This is a genomic window from Streptomyces sp. NPDC031445 (assembly GCF_055581365.1).
In genome coordinates, this window is sequence record NZ_JBVIJO010000006.1 from 1 (window position 1) to 18623 (window position 18623).

The window sequence follows — 18623 nt, forward strand, 5'->3', positions numbered from 1 at the left end:
GTGAGTTCCAGGCCTCGACGCGGTGTCGCCTCCCAGTGACCTGCTGTGTTCATCCCGGCATCGTACGTGTGTCAGCGGCATGCGGGATGATCGGGGGAAAGGCGAGTGAACGAGGAGCGATGTGGACATGAGCCAGGACGTCAGGACGAGGCCCGAGAGCAGTGGGCAGTCCCTGAGCGAGGCGTACGACACCGCGCTGCTCGATCTGGACGGGGTGGTGTACGCGGGCGGGAGCGCGATCGCGCACGCGGTCGACTCGCTGGCGGCGGCCCGGTCGGGCGGGATGCGTCTCGCGTACGTCACCAACAACGCGCTGCGGACCCCGGACGCGGTGGCCGGTCACCTGACGGAGCTGGGCATACCCACGGGCGCGGACGACGTCATCACCTCCGCGCAGGCCGTGGCGCGGCTGATCAGCGAGCAGGTTCCGGCCGGGGCGCGGGTGCTGGTGATCGGTGGTGAGGGGCTGCGGGTGGCGCTGCGCGAGCGGGGTCTGACGCCGGTGGAGTCGGCGGACGACGACCCGGCGGCGGTGGTGCAGGGCTACGGCGGGCCGGAGCTGCCCTGGGGGCGGTTCGCGGAGGCGTCGTACGCCGTTCGGCGGGGCGTGCCGTGGTTCGCGTCCAACACGGACCTGACGATTCCGAGCGGGCGGGGCATCGCACCGGGCAACGGGGCGGCCGTGGAGGTCGTGCGGATCGCGACCGGCGCCGAGCCGCAGGTCGCGGGCAAGCCACTGCCCCCGATGCACCGGGAGACGATCATCCGGACCGGTGCCGAGCGGCCGCTGGTGGTCGGGGACCGGCTGGACACGGACATCGAGGGCGCGTTCAACGGCGAGGTGGACTCGCTGCTGGTGCTGACGGGGGTCACCGACGGGGCGCAGTTGCTCGCCGCGCCGCCGCAGCACCGGCCGACGTACGTGGACGCCGATCTGCGCGGGCTGCTTACCGGGCAGCCGGACATCACCCGGGAAGGTGACGGTTTCCGGTGCGGCGGGTGGACGGCGGCGGCCGGGACGGACCGGTTGGAGCTGACGGGCGACGGCGAGCCGCTGGACGGGCTGCGGGCGCTGTGCGCGGCGGCCTGGACGGCGGCGGGCGAGGGCACCTGCGCGCTGGACGGGGAGAAGGCGCTGGCCAGGCTGGGACTCTGACGGCTCTTCGGACGGAGCCCGGCGGGCCCCCGGGGCGACGGGACGACACCGGGCGTCGAAGGACCTCGGCGGACCTCACAGCGACCAGGGATCGAGATCGTATGCGAGGGTAGGCTAACCTAACCTCGTGTTGGTCGACAGTCCTCCGGAACAGCGCGCGGAGACCGCCCCCGCGCCCCCAACCCGCCGGGCGGCGCGAGCCCTTGGGCTCCTGCTCTCGGTCGCGCTCCTGCTGTGCGTCGCCCTGGCGAGCATCGCGATCGGGGCGAAAGCGCTGTCGCTGGACCAGGTCTGGCACGGCCTGTTCCACGACACGGGGACGTACGGCGACGTGGTCGTCGACGAGCGGCTCTCGCGCACCGCCCTCGGTCTGCTGGCCGGTGCCGCGCTCGGGCTGTCCGGCGCGGTGCTCCAGGCGCTGACCCGCAACCCGCTGGCCGAGCCCGGTCTGCTCGGCATGAACGCGGGCGCGTCCGCCGCCGTCGTCACGGCCATGACCTACTGCGGCGTCACCAGCCTCAGCGGCTATGTGTGGTTCGCGTTCCTCGGCGCGGCCGCCGTCGGCGCGCTGGTGTGGTTCCTCGGCGGCAGCCGGGGCGCCACCCCGGTACGGCTCGCGCTCGCCGGCACGGCGATCAGCGCGGCCCTGTACGGCTACCTCCAGGCCGTGATGATCACGGACGGCGCGGCCCTCGGCAAGATGCGCTTCTGGACGGTGGGTTCGCTGGTCTCGGCCACGAACGCGACCATCGTGCAGGTCCTGCCGTTCCTCGCGGCCGGCACGGTCCTCGCGCTCGCCCTGGCCCGGCCGCTGAACGCCGTGGAGATGGGCGACGACACCGCGCGCGCCCTCGGCGCGAACCTCAACCGCACCCGGGCGCTGGCCATGCTGTCCGCCGTGGTGCTGTGCGGTGCCGCGACCGCCGCCTGCGGCCCGATCGTCTTCGTCGGCCTGATGGTCCCGCACGTCGTGCGCTCCTTCACCGGGCCCGACCTGCGCTGGATCCTGCCGTACGCCACGGTCCTGGCGCCCGTGCTGCTGCTCGGCGCCGATGTCGTCGGCCGGGTCGTGGCCCGCCCCGCCGAACTCCAGGTCGGCATCGTCACCGCGGTCATCGGCGGCCCGCTCTTCATCTTTCTCGTACGACGGCGGAGGACGGCCCAGCTGTGAAGACGCACTCCAGGAGCTGTGCCGTGCGCACCCCCGGCGGGCTCTCGCTGCGCCTGGACCCGCGTGCGCTGATCGTCGTCGTGCTGCTGCTCGGCGCCGCCTGCGCCGCCGGTGTGGCGCTGATCGGCACCGGCGAGGCGAGCATCCCGGCGGCCGACGTGCTGCGGACGCTCGCCGGCCACGGCACCGCCTACCAGGACTTCATCGTCAACGAGCTGCGGCTGCCGCGGGTCCTGGTCGGCCTGCTGGTCGGTGCCTCGCTCGGTCTCGGCGGGGCGCTGTTCCAGTCGGTCTCCCGCAACCCGCTGGGCAGTCCGGACGTGCTCGGCCTGTCGCAGGGTTCGACGGCCGGCGCGCTCGTCGTGATCGTGCTGATGTCCGGCAGCGCCTCCCAGGTGACCGTGGGCGCGCTGGCCGGCGGCCTGGCGACCGGTGTCGCCATCTACGCGCTCGCCTGGAAGCGGGGCGTGCACGGATACCGGCTGGTGCTCGTGGGCATCGGCGTCAACGCCGTCATGACGGCGGTGAACGGCTATCTGCTGACCAAGGCCGACCTGGTCGACGCGACGCGCGCGGTGGTGTGGATGACCGGCTCGCTGAACGGCCGGGACTGGGACCAGGTGTGGCCGCTGCTCGGGCTGTGCGCCGTCCTCGTCCCGCTGGTCCTGGCGAACGCGCGCGGCCTGCGGATGATGGAGATGGGCGACGACATCTCGAACGCGCTCGGCGTGCGCGTGCAGCGGGTCCGGCTCGTGCTCATGGTCTGCGCCGTCCTGCTCGTCGCCGCCGCCACGGCCGCCGCGGGCCCCGTCAGCTTCGTCGCGCTGACCGCGCCGCAGCTCGCCCGCCGCCTCACCCGCTCGCCGGGACCGAACCTGGTGCCCTCCCTGTGCATGGGGGCGACCCTGCTGGTCGCCGCCGACTGGGTCTCGCAGCGCGCCTTCGGCGCCGACCAGCTGCCCGTCGGCGTGGTCACCGGCGTCCTCGGCGGCGCCTACCTGCTGTGGCTGCTGGTCACCGAGCGCCGGGCGGGCCGGATATGAACCGCGCGCAGGGCCCGGACGGAAGCGCCGCGCACCCGAACACCCCTAGGAGCACCGTGAACCGCCTCTCCGCCGACAACGTCACCCTCGCCTACGACCAGCGGGTCATCGCCGAGCAGCTGTCGGTGGAGATCCCCGACCACTCCTTCACGGTGATCGTCGGACCGAACGCGTGCGGCAAGTCGACGCTGCTGCGGGCGCTGTCGCGGATGCTCAGGCCCAGCGAGGGCCGGGTGCTGCTGGACGGGCAGGCCATCCAGTCGCTGCCCGCCAAGAAGGTCGCGCGGACCCTCGGCCTGCTGCCGCAGTCGTCCGTCGCGCCCGACGGCATCACCGTCGCCGACCTCGTCGGCCGCGGCCGCTACCCGCACCAGGGCCTGCTGCGTCAGTGGTCGGCGGAGGACGAACGGGTCGTGCGGGAGTCGATGCGGCAGACCGGGGTGGCGGAGCTGGCCGAGCGGTACGTGGACGAGCTGTCCGGCGGACAGCGGCAACGGGTGTGGATCGCCATGGCGCTCGCCCAGCAGACCCCGCTGCTGCTCCTGGACGAGCCGACCACCTACCTGGACATCCAGCACCAGATCGACGTCCTCGACCTGTGCGCCGAGCTGCACGAGGAGCAGGGCCGGACGCTGGTGGCGGTGCTGCACGACCTCAACCACGCCGCCCGCTACGCCACCCACCTGATCGCCCTGCGCGGCGGCACGGTGATCGCCGAGGGCGCCCCGGACGACATCGTCACGGCCGAGCTGGTCGAGGAGGTCTTCGGGCTGCGCTGCCAGGTCATCGAGGACCCGGAGACGGGCACCCCGCTGGTGGTGCCGGCGGCCCGGAAGGCGCGCGCGGAGAAGGCCGCGGCCGCCTCCTGACGGCACGCGTCGGACAGGGCCACGGCGGCCCCCCTGACGGCGTGCACGACGACGCGAACGCCCTACAGCAGCTTCCGCAGCCGGAACAGGTCCAGCAGGCTCGCCTCCAGCTTCACCCGGCCCGAGCCCCAGGCGGTCGCGAAGTTCAGCTCGCCGCCCACCAGGGCCACCAGGTCGTCCCCGGCCATGGCGAGCCTGATCTGCGCCTTCTCGCGCGGCGGGCCCGGATGCGTCTCGTCGACCTCGATCCGGCCGCCGGTCATCCGGCCCGCGAAGGTGACGTCGAGATCGGTGATGTGGCAGCTCACCGAGCGGTCGAGCGCGGCGGCCGCGCGGACGTCGCCCCCGGCCCCCTGCATGTTGTCCGAAAGCTTCCCCAGTGCGGCGCGGCACTCCTCGATCGTGGCCATCGCCCACGACGGTACCCCAGCGGTTCGCGGTAGCGTCTGGGCATGAGCGAGTCCGTGTCCGAGGCCGACATCGACACCGAGGCGGCGCCCGCGTACGACCCCGCGGCGCCCGCCCCCCTGAACGTCCCGCGCACCCCCACCGGCAACGCCGAGGTCGACGCCCGGCTCGACCGGCTGGCCGACGCCGACCACCTCGCCACCGACGGCCATGTCGAGGTGTACGAGGATGTACACCGGGGGCTGCGCGACGCGCTCACCGCGCTCGACGCCCGCCCGGGACCCGCGGCCCCCGCACCGTCGTACCACCAGAGCAGGAGCTGAACCGAACGTGGCAGGAGTCGCACGCCGCCGTCTCGACGCGGAGCTGGTCCGCCGGAAGCTCGCCCGTTCCCGCGAGCACGCCAGCCAGCTGATCGCCGCAGGGCGGGTCACCGTCGGCAAGACCGTGGCGACCAAGCCGGCCACACAGGTGGAGACCGCGGCGGCGATCGTGGTCCAGGCCGACGACAGCGATCCCGACTACGTCTCCCGGGGCGGGCACAAGCTCGCCGGCGCGCTGGCGGCCTTCGTGCCGCAGGGGCTCGTCGTCGAGGGCCGGCGGGCGCTGGACGCCGGCGCGTCCACCGGCGGCTTCACCGACGTCCTGCTGCGCGCGGGCGCCGCCCACGTCGTCGCGGTGGACGTCGGCTACGGCCAACTCGCCTGGTCGCTCCAGAAGGATGAACGCGTCACCGTCAAGGACCGTACGAACGTACGCGAATTGACGCTTGAGGCGATCGATGGGAAACCTGTGGATCTTGTCGTGGGCGATCTGTCCTTCATCCCGCTCGGGCTGGTGCTGCCCGCCCTGAAGCGGTGCGTGACGCCGGACGCCGACCTGGTGATGATGGTCAAGCCGCAGTTCGAGGTCGGGAAGGAACGGCTCGGCAGCGGGGGTGTCGTACGGAGTCCGCAGCTGCGGGCGGAGGCCGTGCGCGCGGTGGCCGCGAAGGCGTGGGAGCTGGGACTCGGGGTGCGGGGGGTCACCGCGAGTCCGCTGCCCGGGCCCTCGGGGAACGTGGAGTACTTTCTCTGGCTGCGGACGGGGGCACCCCAGGTGGACCCGGCCGACGTCGACCGTGCAGTGGCGGAGGGGCCGCGTTGACACAGAACCTGGCGCGTACTGTTTTCCTGCTCGCCCACACCGGGCGGCCCGCGGCGATCCGCAGCGCGGAACTCGTCGTCAAGGGCCTGCTGCGGCATGGCATCGGGGTGCGGGTGCTGGAGGAGGAGGCGCGCGACCTGCCGCTCCCGGACGAGGTGGCCCTCGTCAAGGAGGCGACCCCGCAGTGCCTGGACGGCTGCGAGCTGCTGATCGTGCTGGGCGGCGACGGCACGCTGCTGCGCGGCGCCGAGTTCGCGCGGGCCTCCGGGGTGCCGATGCTCGGCGTCAACCTCGGCCGCGTCGGGTTCCTCGCGGAGGCCGAGCGCGACGACCTCGACCGGGTCGTGGACCGGGTGGTGGCGCGGTCGTACGAGGTCGAGGAGCGGATGACCGTCGACGTCGTGGTGCACCGCAACGGCGACATCGTGCACACCGACTGGGCGCTGAACGAGGCCGCCGTGCAGAAGGCCGGCGCCGAGAAGCTGCTGGAAGTCGTCCTGGAGATCGACGGGCGGCCGGTGACGGGCTTCGGGTGCGACGGCGTCGTGCTGTCCACGCCGACCGGGTCCACGGCGTACGCCTTCTCCGCCGGCGGACCCGTGGTGTGGCCGGAGGTGGAGGCCCTGCTGATGGTGCCGATCAGCGCGCACGCGCTGTTCGCCAAGCCGCTGGTCACCTCGCCGGACTCGGTGCTCGCGGTGGAGGTGCTGCCGCACATCCCGCCGGGGGTCCTGTGGTGCGACGGGCGGCGGACCGTGGAGCTGCCGCCGGGGGCGCGGGTCGAGGTACGGCGGGGCGCCGTGCCGGTACGGCTGGCCCGGCTGCACCACTCGTCCTTCACCGACCGGCTCGTGGCGAAGTTCGCACTGCCCACCACGGGATGGCGGGGCGCGCCCCACCACCCCTCGGAGTGACACGGGCGGGCCATGTGCGTTCCCGGCCCCGGACCTCGTATGGTCTGTTCCGTGTTGGAGGAGATGCGGATACGGTCGCTCGGGGTCATCGACGATGCCGTCGTCGAGCTGTCGCCGGGGTTCACCGCCGTCACCGGTGAGACGGGTGCGGGCAAGACCATGGTGGTCACCAGCCTGGGACTGCTGCTCGGCGGACGGGCCGACCCGGCGCTCGTGCGGATCGGGGCCGAGAAGGCGGTGGTGGAGGGGCGGGTCGCCGTGCCCCCCGGCGCCGCCGCCGTCGTGCGGGCCGAGGAGGCCGGGGCCGAGCTGGACGACGGGGCCCTGCTGATCAGCCGGACCGTCTCCGCCGAGGGCCGCTCCCGGGCGCACCTGGGCGGGCGCAGCGTGCCCGTCGGGCTGCTCGCCGAGCTGGCCGACGACCTGGTGGCCGTGCACGGGCAGACCGACCAGCAGGGACTGCTGAAGCTGTCCCGGCAGCGGCAGGCACTCGACCGGTACGCGGGCGACGCCGTGGCCGTGCCGCTCGCCAAGTACGGCGAGGCGTACAAGCGGCTGCGGGCCGTCTCCGCCGAGCTGGAGGAGATCACCACGCGCGCGCGTGAGCGGGCGCAGGAAGCCGACATGCTGCGCTACGGCCTCGACGAGATCGCCGCCGTGGAGCCCCGGCCCGGCGAGGACGTGGAGCTGTCCGAGGAGGCCGAGCGGCTGGGGCACGCGGAGGCGCTGTCGTCCGCCGCGACGGCCGCCCACGCCGCTCTCGCGGGCAATCCGGAGGACCCCGAGGGGATCGACGCCTCCACCCTCGTCGCGGGCGCCCACCGGGCGCTGGAGGCCGTGCGGTCGCACGATCCGGCACTGTCCGCGCTCGCCGACCGGATCGGGGAGATCGGCATCCTGCTGGGTGACGTGGCGGGTGAGCTGGCGGGGTACGCCGACGATCTCGACGCCGACCCGCTGCGGCTGGCGGCGGTGGAGGAGCGCCGGGCCGCCCTGAACGCCCTGACCCGTAAGTACGGGGACGACGTCGCCGGCGTCCTGGCCTGGGCCGAGCGGAGCGCCGCGCGGCTCACCGAGCTGGACGGCGACGACGAGCGGATCGAGGAGCTGACGGCCGAGCGGGACGCGCTGCGCACCGAGCTGGGCGGGCTCGCGCAGGCGCTGACGGACGCGCGGGCCGAGGCCGCCGAGCGGTTCGCCGCCGCCGTGACCGCCGAGCTGGCCTCGCTGGCGATGCCCCACGCGCGCGTGTCCTTCGACATCCGCCAGACCGAGGACGCGGACGGCGTCGAGGTCGGCGGGCGGACGGTCGCCTACGGCCCCTCGGGCGTGGACGAGGTCGAGCTGCTGCTCGCCCCGCACCCGGGCGCCCCGCCGCGGCCCATCGCCAAGGGCGCGTCCGGCGGTGAGCTGTCCCGCGTGATGCTCGCTGTGGAGGTGGTGTTCGCGGGCACCGACCCGGTGCCGACGTACCTCTTCGACGAGGTCGACGCCGGTGTCGGCGGCAAGGCGGCGGTCGAGATCGGGCGGCGCCTGGCCAAGCTCGCCAGGACCGCGCAGGTCGTCGTGGTCACCCACCTGCCCCAGGTCGCCGCGTTCGCCGACCGCCAGCTGCTGGTGGAGAAGACCAACGACGGCTCCGTCACCCGCTCCGGCGTGAAGGTCCTGGAGGGCGAGGAGCGCGTCCGGGAGCTGTCCCGGATGCTGGCGGGCCAGGAGGACTCCGAAACGGCCCGCGCCCACGCGGAGGAACTCCTGGCGACGGCCAGGGCGGACCTGTAGGGCCCTCGGGGCGCCGGGGCCCGTGGGGGAGGGACCCGGGGCCCGGCCGGTCGCCGGGCGACGGGTGCCGCCGTGGCCGTGCTGCCCGACGGCCCCGGTGCGTGCGGGATGCCCGGGGACACGGGACGCGCGCCCCCGGTGCCGCACCGAGGGGCGGCCGTGGTGGTGGGAAACCGGCGCGCGGGAGTTCTCGCGCGCGCCCTCGCTCCGGTGGCCGCCGCACGGTACGGGGGCCGGGCCGGTGTCCAGGAGCGGGTCTGTGAGGGGCTGACCTCGTCGTATGCCCTCGTGCACCGTTCCGCCGCGGCTGGCGCTTCCTCACCCGTGTGGGTGATGTGCTCCGGCGCATTGCCCCGGCCCGCCGCATGGTGCGCCCTGCCGGATGTCCCTGAACGGCCGTACGTCCTGGCATGCTTGACGGGGAACGCGGGGCGAACAGGGGGTACGGACGGTCCGCCCGGGAGGCGCGCGGGATGCGTCCACCCGCCCCCCTGAGCCCGCTACCTTCTGTACGTTTCCTCGTGACCACCCCACGCCGACCCCGTGCCCGTCCCCGTGAACCAGGAGCCCCGGCCCCGTGAGCCCCCTGAGCAGCAACGCACCGCACGGCCAGTCGCCGCTGCGCACCGTGCAGGTGCTCGGCGGAGGCAACGCCGGCAGCAGCGCGCACGTGCGCTCCCTGGCCGAGGGGCTGGTGGCGAGGGGCGTGCGGGTCACCGTGTGCGCCCCCGCCGAGGCCGAACACGCCTACGACTTCCTCGGGGTCGGCGCCGACCACGTGCACGTGCCGCGCAGCAGCGACCCCGTCGCCGTGGCCGCGCTCCGCACGGCCTGCGCGAACGCCGACCTGGTGCACGCGCACGGCCTGCACGCCTCTTTCCGGACCGTGCTCGCGCTCAGCGGGCGCACCACCCCGCTCGTGGTCACCTGGCACAACCGGGCCCACGCGGAGGGCCCGCGGGCCCATCTGCTGCGGCTGCTGGAGCGGCGCGTGATGAGGACCGCGGCCGTGGTCCTCGGCACCAGCCCCGACCTGGTCGACCGGGCCCGGCGCACCGGCGCGCGCGACGCCCGGCTCGCGGCCGTCGGCCTGCCGGGCCGGCACCGCGCCGGCGGCCTCCTCGACGCCGACGCCCTCGCCCCCGAAGGGGCGGACGCCGTCGACGGCCCCGACCGCGACGACCCCGACCGGCGGCGGCCCAAGACCCGGGCCGAACTCGGCGCCACCGGACGCCCGTTGCTCATCGCGGTCGGCTCCCTGGACCGGCACCGCGGCTACGACGTCCTGCTCGACGCCGCCCGCGCCTGGCGCGACCTCGAACCGGTGCCGCTGGTGGTCGTCGCGGGGGAGGGGCCACTGCGTCCGGTGCTGCAACGGCGGATCGAGGACGAGGAACTGCCGGTGCGGCTCATCGGGCACCGCGAGGACGTGCCCGAGCTGCTCGCCGCCGCCGACTTGGCCCTGCTGACCAGCAGTTGGGAGTCGCGGTCCGTCCTCGCCCAGGAGGCGCTGCACGCGCGCGTGCCGCTCGTCGCCACCCGCGTCGGCGGCATCCCGGACCTCGTCGGCGACGCGGCCGAACTCGTCCCGTACGGCGACCCGGAAGCCCTCGCCGGCACCGTCGTACGGCTCCTCGCGGACCCGGAACGCCGCGCGGTGCTGCGCGAACGCGGGACGCGGCAGGCCGCCACCTGGCCGACCGAGGACGAGACCGTCGCCCAAGTGCTCAGCGTGTACGACGAGTTGACCCAGCCCCGACCGCTGGCCTGAGCGGCGTCAGGGCACGTGCCGACGCGCCCGCAGGGCCAGGCTCAACGCCAGTACCGTCTGCGGGTCGTCCAGGTCGGTGCCCAGCAACTCCTCGATCCGGGCGAGCCGGTTGTACAGCGTCTGCCGGTTGAGGTGCAGTTCGCGGGCCGTCTCCGCCTTGCGGCCGGCGTGCGCCAGATAGGTCTCCAGAGTCGGCAGCAGCGGCGGCCGGGAGCGGTGGTCGTGGTCGCGCAGCGGGCCGATCGCCCGGTCCACGAAGGACGCGAGATCCGGGTGGTCGCGCAGCCGCCACAGCAGCAGGTCGATGTCCAGGCGCCGGGCGTCGTACCAGGGCAGGTCGGTCAGGCCCTGGGCCGCGGTCGCGGTCTCCGCCGCGTGCCGCAGACCCGCCGAAGCCGCCGCCCAGCCGCCCGCCACCCCGACCACCACCACCGGCGCCGGCGAGCCCGGCCGGCGCATCCCGGCCCGCTCCACCCCCGCCCGCAGCGCCGCCGCCACCCGGTCCGCGACCGCGGCCCGCTCCGACTCCGAGCGCAGCCCCAGCAGCACCAGCACCCGGCCCTCCACCGGCCGCACCCCCAGCAGCACCGGCACCCCCACCGCGGCCAGCTCCTCGGAGACCGCGCGGGCCAGCACCGCCCAGCCGCCGCCGGGGGAGAGGGTGTCCCCGATCCGCATCACCACGGGCAGCAGCGGGCTGTCGCCGGGCTTGAAGCCGAGCACCCGGGCCTGCGCCGGGGCGTCCTGCGCCGCGATCCGGCCCTCGGCGAGATCGGTGAGGAAGTCGCCCCGCCCGCGCGCCGCCAGCTCCTCCTCCTGCCGCGCCTGCATCAGCACCACGGCCAGGATTCCCGCGGCCCGCTCGGCGGCGATCCGGTGCACCGGGGCCAGCGGTGAGCGGACCGGCAGCAGCACCAGGCGGGCGCGCACGGCACCGGCGGTCCCGGGCCCGCCGCCGGGCACGTCCACCAGCACCGACCCGGCGGGCGGCGGGGCCTGCTTGTGCGGGCCGCGCAGCCCCTCCCACACCTGGAGCGGGTCCGCGCCCTCCGGCCCGGCACCGGCGGCGTACAGCAGCCGGCCGTCGGCGGTCTCCAGGAACACCGGGTTGCCGCCGAAGCCGGCCAGGATGTCCAGCACCTGCGGCACCCCGCCCCCGCCCAGCAGGGCCTCGGTGCAGCGCCGGTGCACCTCCTCGGCGCGCTGGAGCAGCGCGTAGTGGCCGTTGACGATCTCCGTGTGGATCTCCTCGGTCACCGCCACGAACGGCACCTCGCGGTGCAGCTGGACCAGCGGCAGCCCGGCCGCCCGCGCCGTGTCCACCAGGGCGGCGGGCAGCCGGGTGAAGCGCGGGCCCAGCTCCACCACGAGGGCGGCGATCCCGCGCTCGGCGAGGGTGCGCACGAACGCCCGCTGCTCGGCCGGCCGGGTGCCGAGGCCGTAGCCGGTGGTCAGCAGCAGCTCGCCGCCCTTGAGCAGCGAGGCGATGTTCGGAACCTCGCCCGCGTGCACCCAGCGCACGGTGCGGCCGAGCCGGTCGGCGCCCGCCAGCACCTCCGGCAGCCCGCTGCGCAGCCCGGGCAGCTCCAGCGCCCGCTGCACGGTGATCCCGGCGCCCTGGTTGTCGGATCGGTGGTCCGTACGGCTGTGCATGCGGCGACGCTACCTGCGAAGACGCCCTCGGGACAGCTCCCGCCCAGACCCTAGACCGGACGGATGTTGTGGTTGAAGCGGAAGACGTTGTCGGGGTCGTAGCGCCGCTTCACCTTCGCCAGGCGCAGGGTGTTCCCGGCGCCCAGGCCCGCGCGGACCCGTTCGGGGCCCTCGTCGCCGATCAGGTTGAGGTGCACCGCCCCCGTGCTCCACCGCCGCAGGCCGGCCCGCACGTCCCGCACCCAGCCGATCGCCCGCTCGTCGTCGGCCGGGTCCGGCCAGATCGCGAGCGGGTGCGCCGCCCAGGGCGCGTCCCGGTAGGCCACCGGGTACTCGTGCGGACCGGCCGCTGCGGCCCCGCCCTGCGGGAAGAGCAGGTGCTGGGTGGGCGTCGGCACCGGCATGCCCTCCGCGCGGGCGCAGAAGGCGTCCACGGCCTCGTCGGGCAGCCCGGCCAGACACTCCGCCGACCAGTGGTCGCGCAGCCCCGCCGGCCGGTCGAGCATGCACTGCGCGTCGGCGTACGGCATGTCACCGGCCAGCTCCACCTCGTGCGGCAGCGCGAGCAGCGGCTCGGCGAGCTTGCGCAGTGCGTCCTCGCCGCCGGCGTAGGTCAGCAGGGCCGCGCACAGCGGCGCGCCCACCAGCTCCGGCGGTGTGAACCGGGCGGGCGGGCCGGTGAGGTACAGCACCGCGCCGCCCACCTCGTCCGGCCCGGTGCGGAAGACCTCGCGGAAGGTGCGGAGCACGTCCGGTCCGGCGTCCGGCAGGAACAGCAGCAGGACGACCGAGAACTCCGGCAGTTCGTGCAGCCGCAGGGTGAGCGCGGTGGCGACGCCGAAGTTGCCGCCCCCGCCGTGCAGCGCCCAGAACAGCTCGGGGTTCTCGTCGGCGCTCGCGTGCACCCGCTCGGCGTCGGCGGTCACCAGCTCCACGGCGATGAGGTTGTCCACGGCGAGGCCGAAGGCGCGGTCGAGCCAGCCGGTGCCCCCGCCGAGGACGTAACCGCCGACGCCGGTGGTGGAGGCCCGCCCGCCGGTGGTCGCGAGACCGTACGGCTGGGTGGCGCGGTCCAGATGGCTCATCGTGGCGCCGCCCTCGATCCGGACCGCCTCGGCCGCCGGGTCGACGGTCACCTGGTGCATCCGGCGCAGGTCCACCACGAGCGCGCCGTCGCCCAGCGCCGTACCGGCCACGCCGTGGCCGCCGCCGCGCACCGCGATGTGCAGGTCGAGGTCCCTGCCGAAGCGCACGGCCCGCACCACGTCGGTCGCGTCCGCGCACTGCGCGATCACCGCGGGCCGCCGGTCGACCATCGCGTTGAAGACCGCACGGGCCTCCTCGTAGCCCGGATCCCCAGGGACGAGCACATCGCCGACCAGATCCTCGCGGAGCGCGACGAGGGCCGCGCCCGCCTTCGAGAGGGAAGCCATGGCCGCCCCCTTCCGGAAGGGGCATCTGTCCGGTTCCAGGGTAGGCGGCGCGCACCCCCGAACGGGCACGGGGAACCGCGCGACCGGCCCCGACGGGACCGCGGACGCGGGCGGGGAGCCCGCGCCGCGTCCGCGCGCGGAACGTCAAACGAGAGGCCCTAGCCCCCGTAGGCGCCCGACGCCGTCAGCCGCAGGGCCGTGTCGATCAGCGGGACGTGGCTGAACGCCTGCGGGAAGTTGCCCACCTGGCGCTTCAGGCGCGGGTCCCACTCCTCGGCGAGCAGACCGAGGTCGTTGCGCAGCGAGAGGAGCTTCTCGAACAGCTTGCGGGCCTCGTCCACCCGGCCGATCATCGCCAGGTCGTCCGCCATCCAGAACGAGCAGGCCAGGAACGCGCCCTCGTCACCCGGCAGGCCGTCGACGCCTTCGCGGTCGCCCTCCGTCGGGTAGCGCAGGATGAACCCGTCCGGGGTGGACAGCTCCCGCTGGATCGCCTCGATGGTGCCGATCACGCGTTTGTCGTCCGGCGGCAGGAAGCCCATCTGCGGGATGAGCAGCAGCGAGGCGTCCAGCTCCTGGGAGCCGTAGGACTGGGTGAAGGTGTTGCGCTCCTTGTCGTAGCCCTTCTCGCACACGTCCCGGTGGATGTCGTCGCGCAGTTCCTTCCAGCGCTCCAGCGGGCCGTCCGCGTCGCCGGACTCGATGAGCTTGATCGTGCGGTCGACGGCGACCCAGGCCATCACCTTGGAGTGCACGAAGTGCCGGCGCGGGCCGCGCACCTCCCAGATGCCCTCGTCCGGCTCCTGCCAGTGGTCCTCCAGGTAGCGGATCAGCTTCAGCTGGAGCAGGGAGGCGTAGTCGTTGCGGGCGAGGCCGGTCATGTGCCCCAGGTGCAGGGCCTCGGTGACCTCGCCGTACACGTCCAGCTGGAGCTGGTGCGCGGCGCCGTTGCCGACCCGGACCGGAGCGGACTTCTCGTAGCCCGGCAGCCAGTCCAGCTCCGCCTCGCCCAGCTCGCGCTCACCGGCGATGCCGTACATGATCTGCAGGTTCTCCGGGTCGCCGGCGACCGCGCGCAGCAGCCACTCGCGCCAGGCGCGGGCCTCCTCGCGGTAGCCCGTGCGCAGCAGCGAGGACAGGGTGATCGCCGCGTCCCGCAGCCAGGTGTAGCGGTAGTCCCAGTTGCGCACGCCCCCGATGTCCTCGGGCAGGGAGGTCGTGGGGGCGGCGACGATGCCGCCCGTGGGGGCGTAGGTCAGCGCCTTGAGGGTGATCAGCGAGCGGATCACCGCCTCCCGGTACGGCCCGTGGTACGTACAGTGCTCGACCCACTCGCGCCAGAAGTCCTCCGTCGCCTCCAGCGAGGTCTCCGGCTCGGGCAGCGGCGGCGGCTGCTTGTGCGAGGGCTGCCAGGAGATGGTGAACGCGATCCGGTCACCGGGGGCGACCGTGAAGTCGGCGTACGTCGTGAGCGCCTTGCCGTAGGTCTCGGCCTCGGTGTCGAACCACACCGAGTCCGGTCCGGCGACGGCCACCGTGCGCCCCTCGTGCTTGTGCACCCACGGCACCACGCGGCCGTAGGAGAACCGCATCCGCAGGGCGGAGCGCATCGGGACCCGGCCGGTGACGCCCTCCACGATCCGGATCAGCTGCGGGGCGCCGTCACGCGGGGGCATGAAATCGGTCACACGCACCGTGCCGCGCGGGGTGTCCCACTCGGATTCCAGGATCAGCGAGTCGCCGCGGTAGCCGCGCCGGGCGGCCGTGGGCGGCTTGGCGTCGGCGGCGTGCGCCGGTCCGAGCCGCCAGAAACCGTGTTCCTCGGTGCCCAGCAGGCCGGCGAAGACGGCATGGGAGTCGAAGCGGGGCAGGCACAGCCAGTCCACCGTGCCATCCCGGCAGACCAGCGCCGCTGTCTGCATGTCTCCGATGAGTGCGTAGTCTTCGATGCGCCCGGCCACGTGCAACTCCAGTCGAACGGCCACGTCACACCCCCGCGCAGGGGGCTGTCGCTAGTGCGGTCAAGGGATCGTTGTTAAGCGTCGTTGAGCGGTGAAGCAAAGCAGCCCGCCGAGCCCTGAGGCAACACGACAGTCTTTGCTCAACGAACTGCCGCGCTCTCGTTGTTCCGGGTGATGTTGGCGGGGGTGTGCCGTCGTTCCGGCCGGGCTCGGCAGCCAATGTCCGAGCAGGATACGACGCACGTAGATGATCTGCGTGCCGCTCCGGGCAACCTGTGTGGGCCGAACGGGTGAGCGCCGGGTGAGGACGGTGTGTCCGCGGTCGGTCAGAGTGACACGGGTGACCTGTGTGGCGGCTGGCTGTACCCGGGCGGGTACGAACAGTCGCCGGAAGCCATCCCGCCCAGGCGCTGATACGCTGGTAGCCCGTGGACCGGTGGGAGAAAACCCCCGAACCGCAGCGACGGCACCCCCGGAGAATCCCGGGAGGGTCGCCGTATCGCACCCCCCAGACCGCGACCACGGGAGCCCCCTCTTGGCCATGCCGCCCAACACCACGACGACCAAGCACATCTTCGTGACCGGGGGTGTCGCCTCCTCGCTCGGCAAGGGTCTGACCGCCTCCAGCCTGGGCATGCTGCTCAAGGCGCGGGGCCTGCGTGTCGTGATGCAGAAGCTCGACCCGTACCTGAACGTCGACCCGGGCACGATGAACCCCTTCCAGCACGGTGAGGTGTTCGTCACCAACGACGGCGCCGAGACCGACCTGGACATCGGCCACTACGAGCGGTTCCTCGACCGCGACCTGGACGGCAGCGCCAACGTCACCACCGGCCAGGTCTACTCCACGGTGATCGCCAAGGAGCGCCGCGGCGAATACCTGGGCGACACGGTGCAGGTCATCCCGCACATCACCAACGAGATCAAGCACCGCATCCGGCGCATGGCCACCGACGCGGTCGACGTCGTGATCACCGAGGTCGGCGGCACGGTCGGCGACATCGAGTCGCTGCCGTTCCTGGAGACCGTCCGCCAGGTCCGCCACGAGGTCGGCCGGGACAACGTCTTCGTGGTGCACATCTCGCTGCTGCCCTACATCGGCCCGTCCGGTGAGCTGAAGACCAAGCCGACCCAGCACTCGGTGGCCGCGCTCAGGAACATCGGCATCCAGCCGGACGCGATCGTGCTGCGCTGCGACCGGGAGGTGCCGACCGCGATCAAGCGGAAGATCTCCCTGATGTGCGACGTGGACGAGGCCGCCGTCGTCGCCTGCCCCGACGCCCGCTCGATCTACGACATCCCGAAGGTCGTGCACTCCGAGGGCCTGGACGCCTACGTCGTCCGCAAGCTCGACCTGCCCTTCCGGGACGTGGACTGGACGACGTGGGACGACCTGCTCGACCGCGTCCACAACCCCGACCACGAGGTCACCCTGGCGCTGGTCGGCAAGTACATCGACCTGCCGGACGCCTACCTGTCGGTCACCGAGGCGCTGCGCGCGGGCGGCTTCGCCAACAAGGCCCGCGTGAAGATCAAGTGGGTGACCTCGGACGACTGCAAGACCCCGGCCGGCGCCAAGGCCCAGCTGGAGGACGTCGACGGCGTCTGCATCCCCGGCGGCTTCGGCGACCGCGGTGTGCTCGGCAAGGTCGGCGCGATCCGCTACGCCCGGGAGAACAAGATCCCGCTGCTCGGCCTCTGCCTGGGCCTGCAGTGCATCGTGATCGAGGCCGCCCGCAACCTGGCCGACATCCCGGACGCCAACTCCACCGAGTTCGACCCGGCCACCGCCCACCCGGTCATCTCCACCATGGCCGAGCAGCTCGACATCGTCGCCGGCGAGGGCGACATGGGCGGCACGATGCGGCTGGGCATGTACCCGGCCAAGCTGGCCGAGGGCTCGATCGTGCGCGAGGTCTACGACGGCAAGGAGTACGTCGAGGAGCGCCACCGGCACCGCTACGAGGTCAACAACGCCTACCGCGCGGAACTGGAGAAGAAGGCCGGCATCGTCTTCTCCGGCACCTCCCCCGACGGCAAGCTCGTGGAGTACGTGGAATACCCGCGCGACGTCCACCCGTACCTGGTCGCCACGCAGGCGCACCCCGAGCTGCGCTCGCGGCCGACCCGCGCGAACCCGCTCTTCGCGGGCCTGGTGAAGGCCGCGGTCGAGCGGAAGAACTCGAAGTAACACACCAGTTGTACGGTGGCCGGGGTGCGAACCTTCACAGGTGAGCACCCCGGCTTTCTTTGTCGGCCGGTCGTCTCGCACAGCACGTGGAAGGACAGGGCATGACGATCAAGGACACCCCCGAGGAATGGGAGATCCGCGCCACGGACACCCCCTTCGTGGGCAACAAGACCTCCGTCCGCACGGACGACGTGGTCATGCCCGACGGGTCGGTGGCCCGCCGCGACTACCAGGTCCACCCCGGCTCCGTCGCCGTCCTCGCCCTTGACGAGGAGGACCGGGTGCTGCTGATCAACCAGTACCGGCACCCGGTGCGGCACAAGCTGTGGGAGATCCCGGCGGGGCTGCTGGACGTGCCCGGCGAGAACCCGCTGCACGCCGCGCAGCGGGAGCTGTACGAGGAGGCGCACGTCAAGGCCGAGGACTGGCGGGTGCTGACCGACGTGTACACCACCCCGGGCGGCTGCGACGAGGCGGTGCGGATCTTCCTGGCCCGCGGCCTGTCCGACGCCGAGGGCGAGCGCTTCGCGGCGGAGCACGAGGAGACCGACATGCAGCACGCGCGCGTGCCGGTCGGGGAACTGGTACGCCGCGTGCTGGCCGGGGACCTGCACAACAACTGCCTCGTGGTGGGCGTGCTCTCCCTGGTCGCCGCCCGCGGCGGCGACGGCCTGGACGCCCTGCGCCCCGCCGACGCGCCCTGGCCGGCCCGCCCCTTCGAAAACTGACCCGACCCGTCCGGGGCGCGGCTGGGCTCGTCTGGGGCCTGGTCTGGCTCGTCTGGGGCGGCGTGGCCTTTTTGGGGCTCGGCTGGGACCTGGCCGGGCTCGGGTCGTCTGGGGCCTGGTCCGGCCTGGCTGGGCGCGGCCTGGCCCGTCCGGTCCCTGCGGAACCCGACCCGCCTCCCGACCCGTCCCCTCCGGGACCGACCCGGCCCATGAAGGGCGCGGCCCGCCCCTCCCGGACCCGGTCGGCCCCCCTCAGGATGCCGGTGTGACGATCGCCTGATCCGATCGGGGGAACCCTCCGCCGCGCTCTTCCGGGAACGTCGCAGAGCGTGAACTAGGCTCTTCAACGCCCGTATCGGAAGACACCGGCGGGCTTGCGCGTGCGGTGGGACGGGAG

The 18623-nt window shown here is 73.7% G+C and carries 15 protein-coding genes; 11 read left to right on the forward strand and 4 right to left on the reverse strand.

All coding sequences use genetic code 11. The features are described 5' to 3' along the window. The first annotated feature begins 127 nt into the window (after window positions 1-127). From ACZ5DC_RS17325 to ACZ5DC_RS17340, 4 genes are all read left to right on the forward strand, one after another. Entirely contained in the window at window positions 128-1156 is a 1029-nt protein-coding gene (locus ACZ5DC_RS17325; protein WP_468653567.1) for an HAD hydrolase-like protein, read from the forward strand. A 127-nt stretch (window positions 1157-1283) separates the two neighbouring features. Then, window positions 1284-2327, forward strand: coding sequence for a FecCD family ABC transporter permease (locus ACZ5DC_RS17330; protein ID WP_468653569.1), 1044 nt, complete (start codon window positions 1284-1286; stop codon window positions 2325-2327). Then, a complete protein-coding gene (locus ACZ5DC_RS17335) occupies window positions 2324-3370 on the forward strand; it encodes a FecCD family ABC transporter permease (RefSeq protein WP_468653571.1) in 1047 nt (348 codons plus the stop codon). Before ACZ5DC_RS17330 ends, ACZ5DC_RS17335 begins: the two co-directional genes overlap by 4 nt. Then, window positions 3367-4239, forward strand: coding sequence for an ABC transporter ATP-binding protein (locus ACZ5DC_RS17340; RefSeq protein WP_468653573.1), 873 nt, complete (start codon window positions 3367-3369; stop codon window positions 4237-4239). Before ACZ5DC_RS17335 ends, ACZ5DC_RS17340 begins: the two co-directional genes overlap by 4 nt. A 62-nt stretch (window positions 4240-4301) precedes the next feature. Here ACZ5DC_RS17340 and ACZ5DC_RS17345 read toward each other — a convergent pair whose 3' ends face one another. Next, a complete protein-coding gene (locus ACZ5DC_RS17345; RefSeq protein ID WP_468653575.1) occupies window positions 4302-4649 on the reverse strand; it encodes a sterol-binding protein in 348 nt (115 codons plus the stop codon). A 42-nt stretch (window positions 4650-4691) separates the two neighbouring features. On the opposite strand from ACZ5DC_RS17345, the gene ACZ5DC_RS17350 reads away from it, so the two are divergent. The 5 genes from ACZ5DC_RS17350 to ACZ5DC_RS17370 all read left to right on the forward strand — a co-directional run bounded on the left by ACZ5DC_RS17350 (window position 4692) and on the right by ACZ5DC_RS17370 (window position 10260). Next, window positions 4692-4970, forward strand: a complete 279-nt coding sequence (locus ACZ5DC_RS17350; protein WP_468653577.1) for a hypothetical protein — start codon at window positions 4692-4694, stop codon at window positions 4968-4970. Window positions 4971-4977: 7 nt separating this feature from the next. Further along, entirely contained in the window at window positions 4978-5793 is an 816-nt protein-coding gene (locus ACZ5DC_RS17355) for a TlyA family RNA methyltransferase (protein WP_468653579.1), read from the forward strand. Further along, the gene (locus tag ACZ5DC_RS17360; protein WP_014671839.1) at window positions 5790-6707 is read left to right on the forward strand and encodes an NAD kinase; all 918 of its coding nucleotides are present in this window, start codon (window positions 5790-5792) and stop codon (window positions 6705-6707) included. Before ACZ5DC_RS17355 ends, ACZ5DC_RS17360 begins: the two co-directional genes overlap by 4 nt. Before the next feature lie 39 nt (window positions 6708-6746). After that, complete coding sequence (gene recN, locus ACZ5DC_RS17365; RefSeq protein WP_468653581.1) at window positions 6747-8489, forward strand: DNA repair protein RecN; 1743 nt, start codon at window positions 6747-6749, stop codon at window positions 8487-8489. Window positions 8490-9066: 577 nt separating this feature from the next. Next, on the forward strand, window positions 9067-10260 hold the full coding sequence (locus tag ACZ5DC_RS17370; protein WP_468653583.1) for a glycosyltransferase family 4 protein: 1194 nt from the start codon (window positions 9067-9069) through the stop codon (window positions 10258-10260). A 6-nt stretch (window positions 10261-10266) separates the two neighbouring features. On the opposite strand, the gene ACZ5DC_RS17375 is transcribed toward ACZ5DC_RS17370, so the two are convergent. The 3 genes from ACZ5DC_RS17375 to ACZ5DC_RS17385 all read right to left on the reverse strand — a co-directional run bounded on the left by ACZ5DC_RS17375 (window position 10267) and on the right by ACZ5DC_RS17385 (window position 15307). Then, the gene (locus tag ACZ5DC_RS17375) at window positions 10267-11913 is read right to left on the reverse strand and encodes a PucR family transcriptional regulator (RefSeq protein WP_468653585.1); all 1647 of its coding nucleotides are present in this window, start codon (window positions 11911-11913) and stop codon (window positions 10267-10269) included. A 50-nt stretch (window positions 11914-11963) separates the two neighbouring features. Then, on the reverse strand, window positions 11964-13346 hold the full coding sequence (locus ACZ5DC_RS17380; protein ID WP_468653587.1) for an FAD-binding protein: 1383 nt from the start codon (window positions 13344-13346) through the stop codon (window positions 11964-11966). Between the two features lie 158 nt (window positions 13347-13504). Further along, a complete protein-coding gene (locus ACZ5DC_RS17385) occupies window positions 13505-15307 on the reverse strand; it encodes a glycoside hydrolase family 15 protein (RefSeq protein WP_468654175.1) in 1803 nt (600 codons plus the stop codon). A 541-nt stretch (window positions 15308-15848) separates the two neighbouring features. On the opposite strand from ACZ5DC_RS17385, the gene ACZ5DC_RS17390 reads away from it, so the two are divergent. Both ACZ5DC_RS17390 and ACZ5DC_RS17395 read left to right on the forward strand, forming a co-directional pair. Further along, complete coding sequence (locus ACZ5DC_RS17390; protein ID WP_366750630.1) at window positions 15849-17498, forward strand: CTP synthase; 1650 nt, start codon at window positions 15849-15851, stop codon at window positions 17496-17498. Between the two features lie 101 nt (window positions 17499-17599). Further along, entirely contained in the window at window positions 17600-18226 is a 627-nt protein-coding gene (locus tag ACZ5DC_RS17395) for an NUDIX domain-containing protein (RefSeq protein ID WP_189882491.1), read from the forward strand. The last annotated feature ends 397 nt before the right edge of the window (window positions 18227-18623 follow it).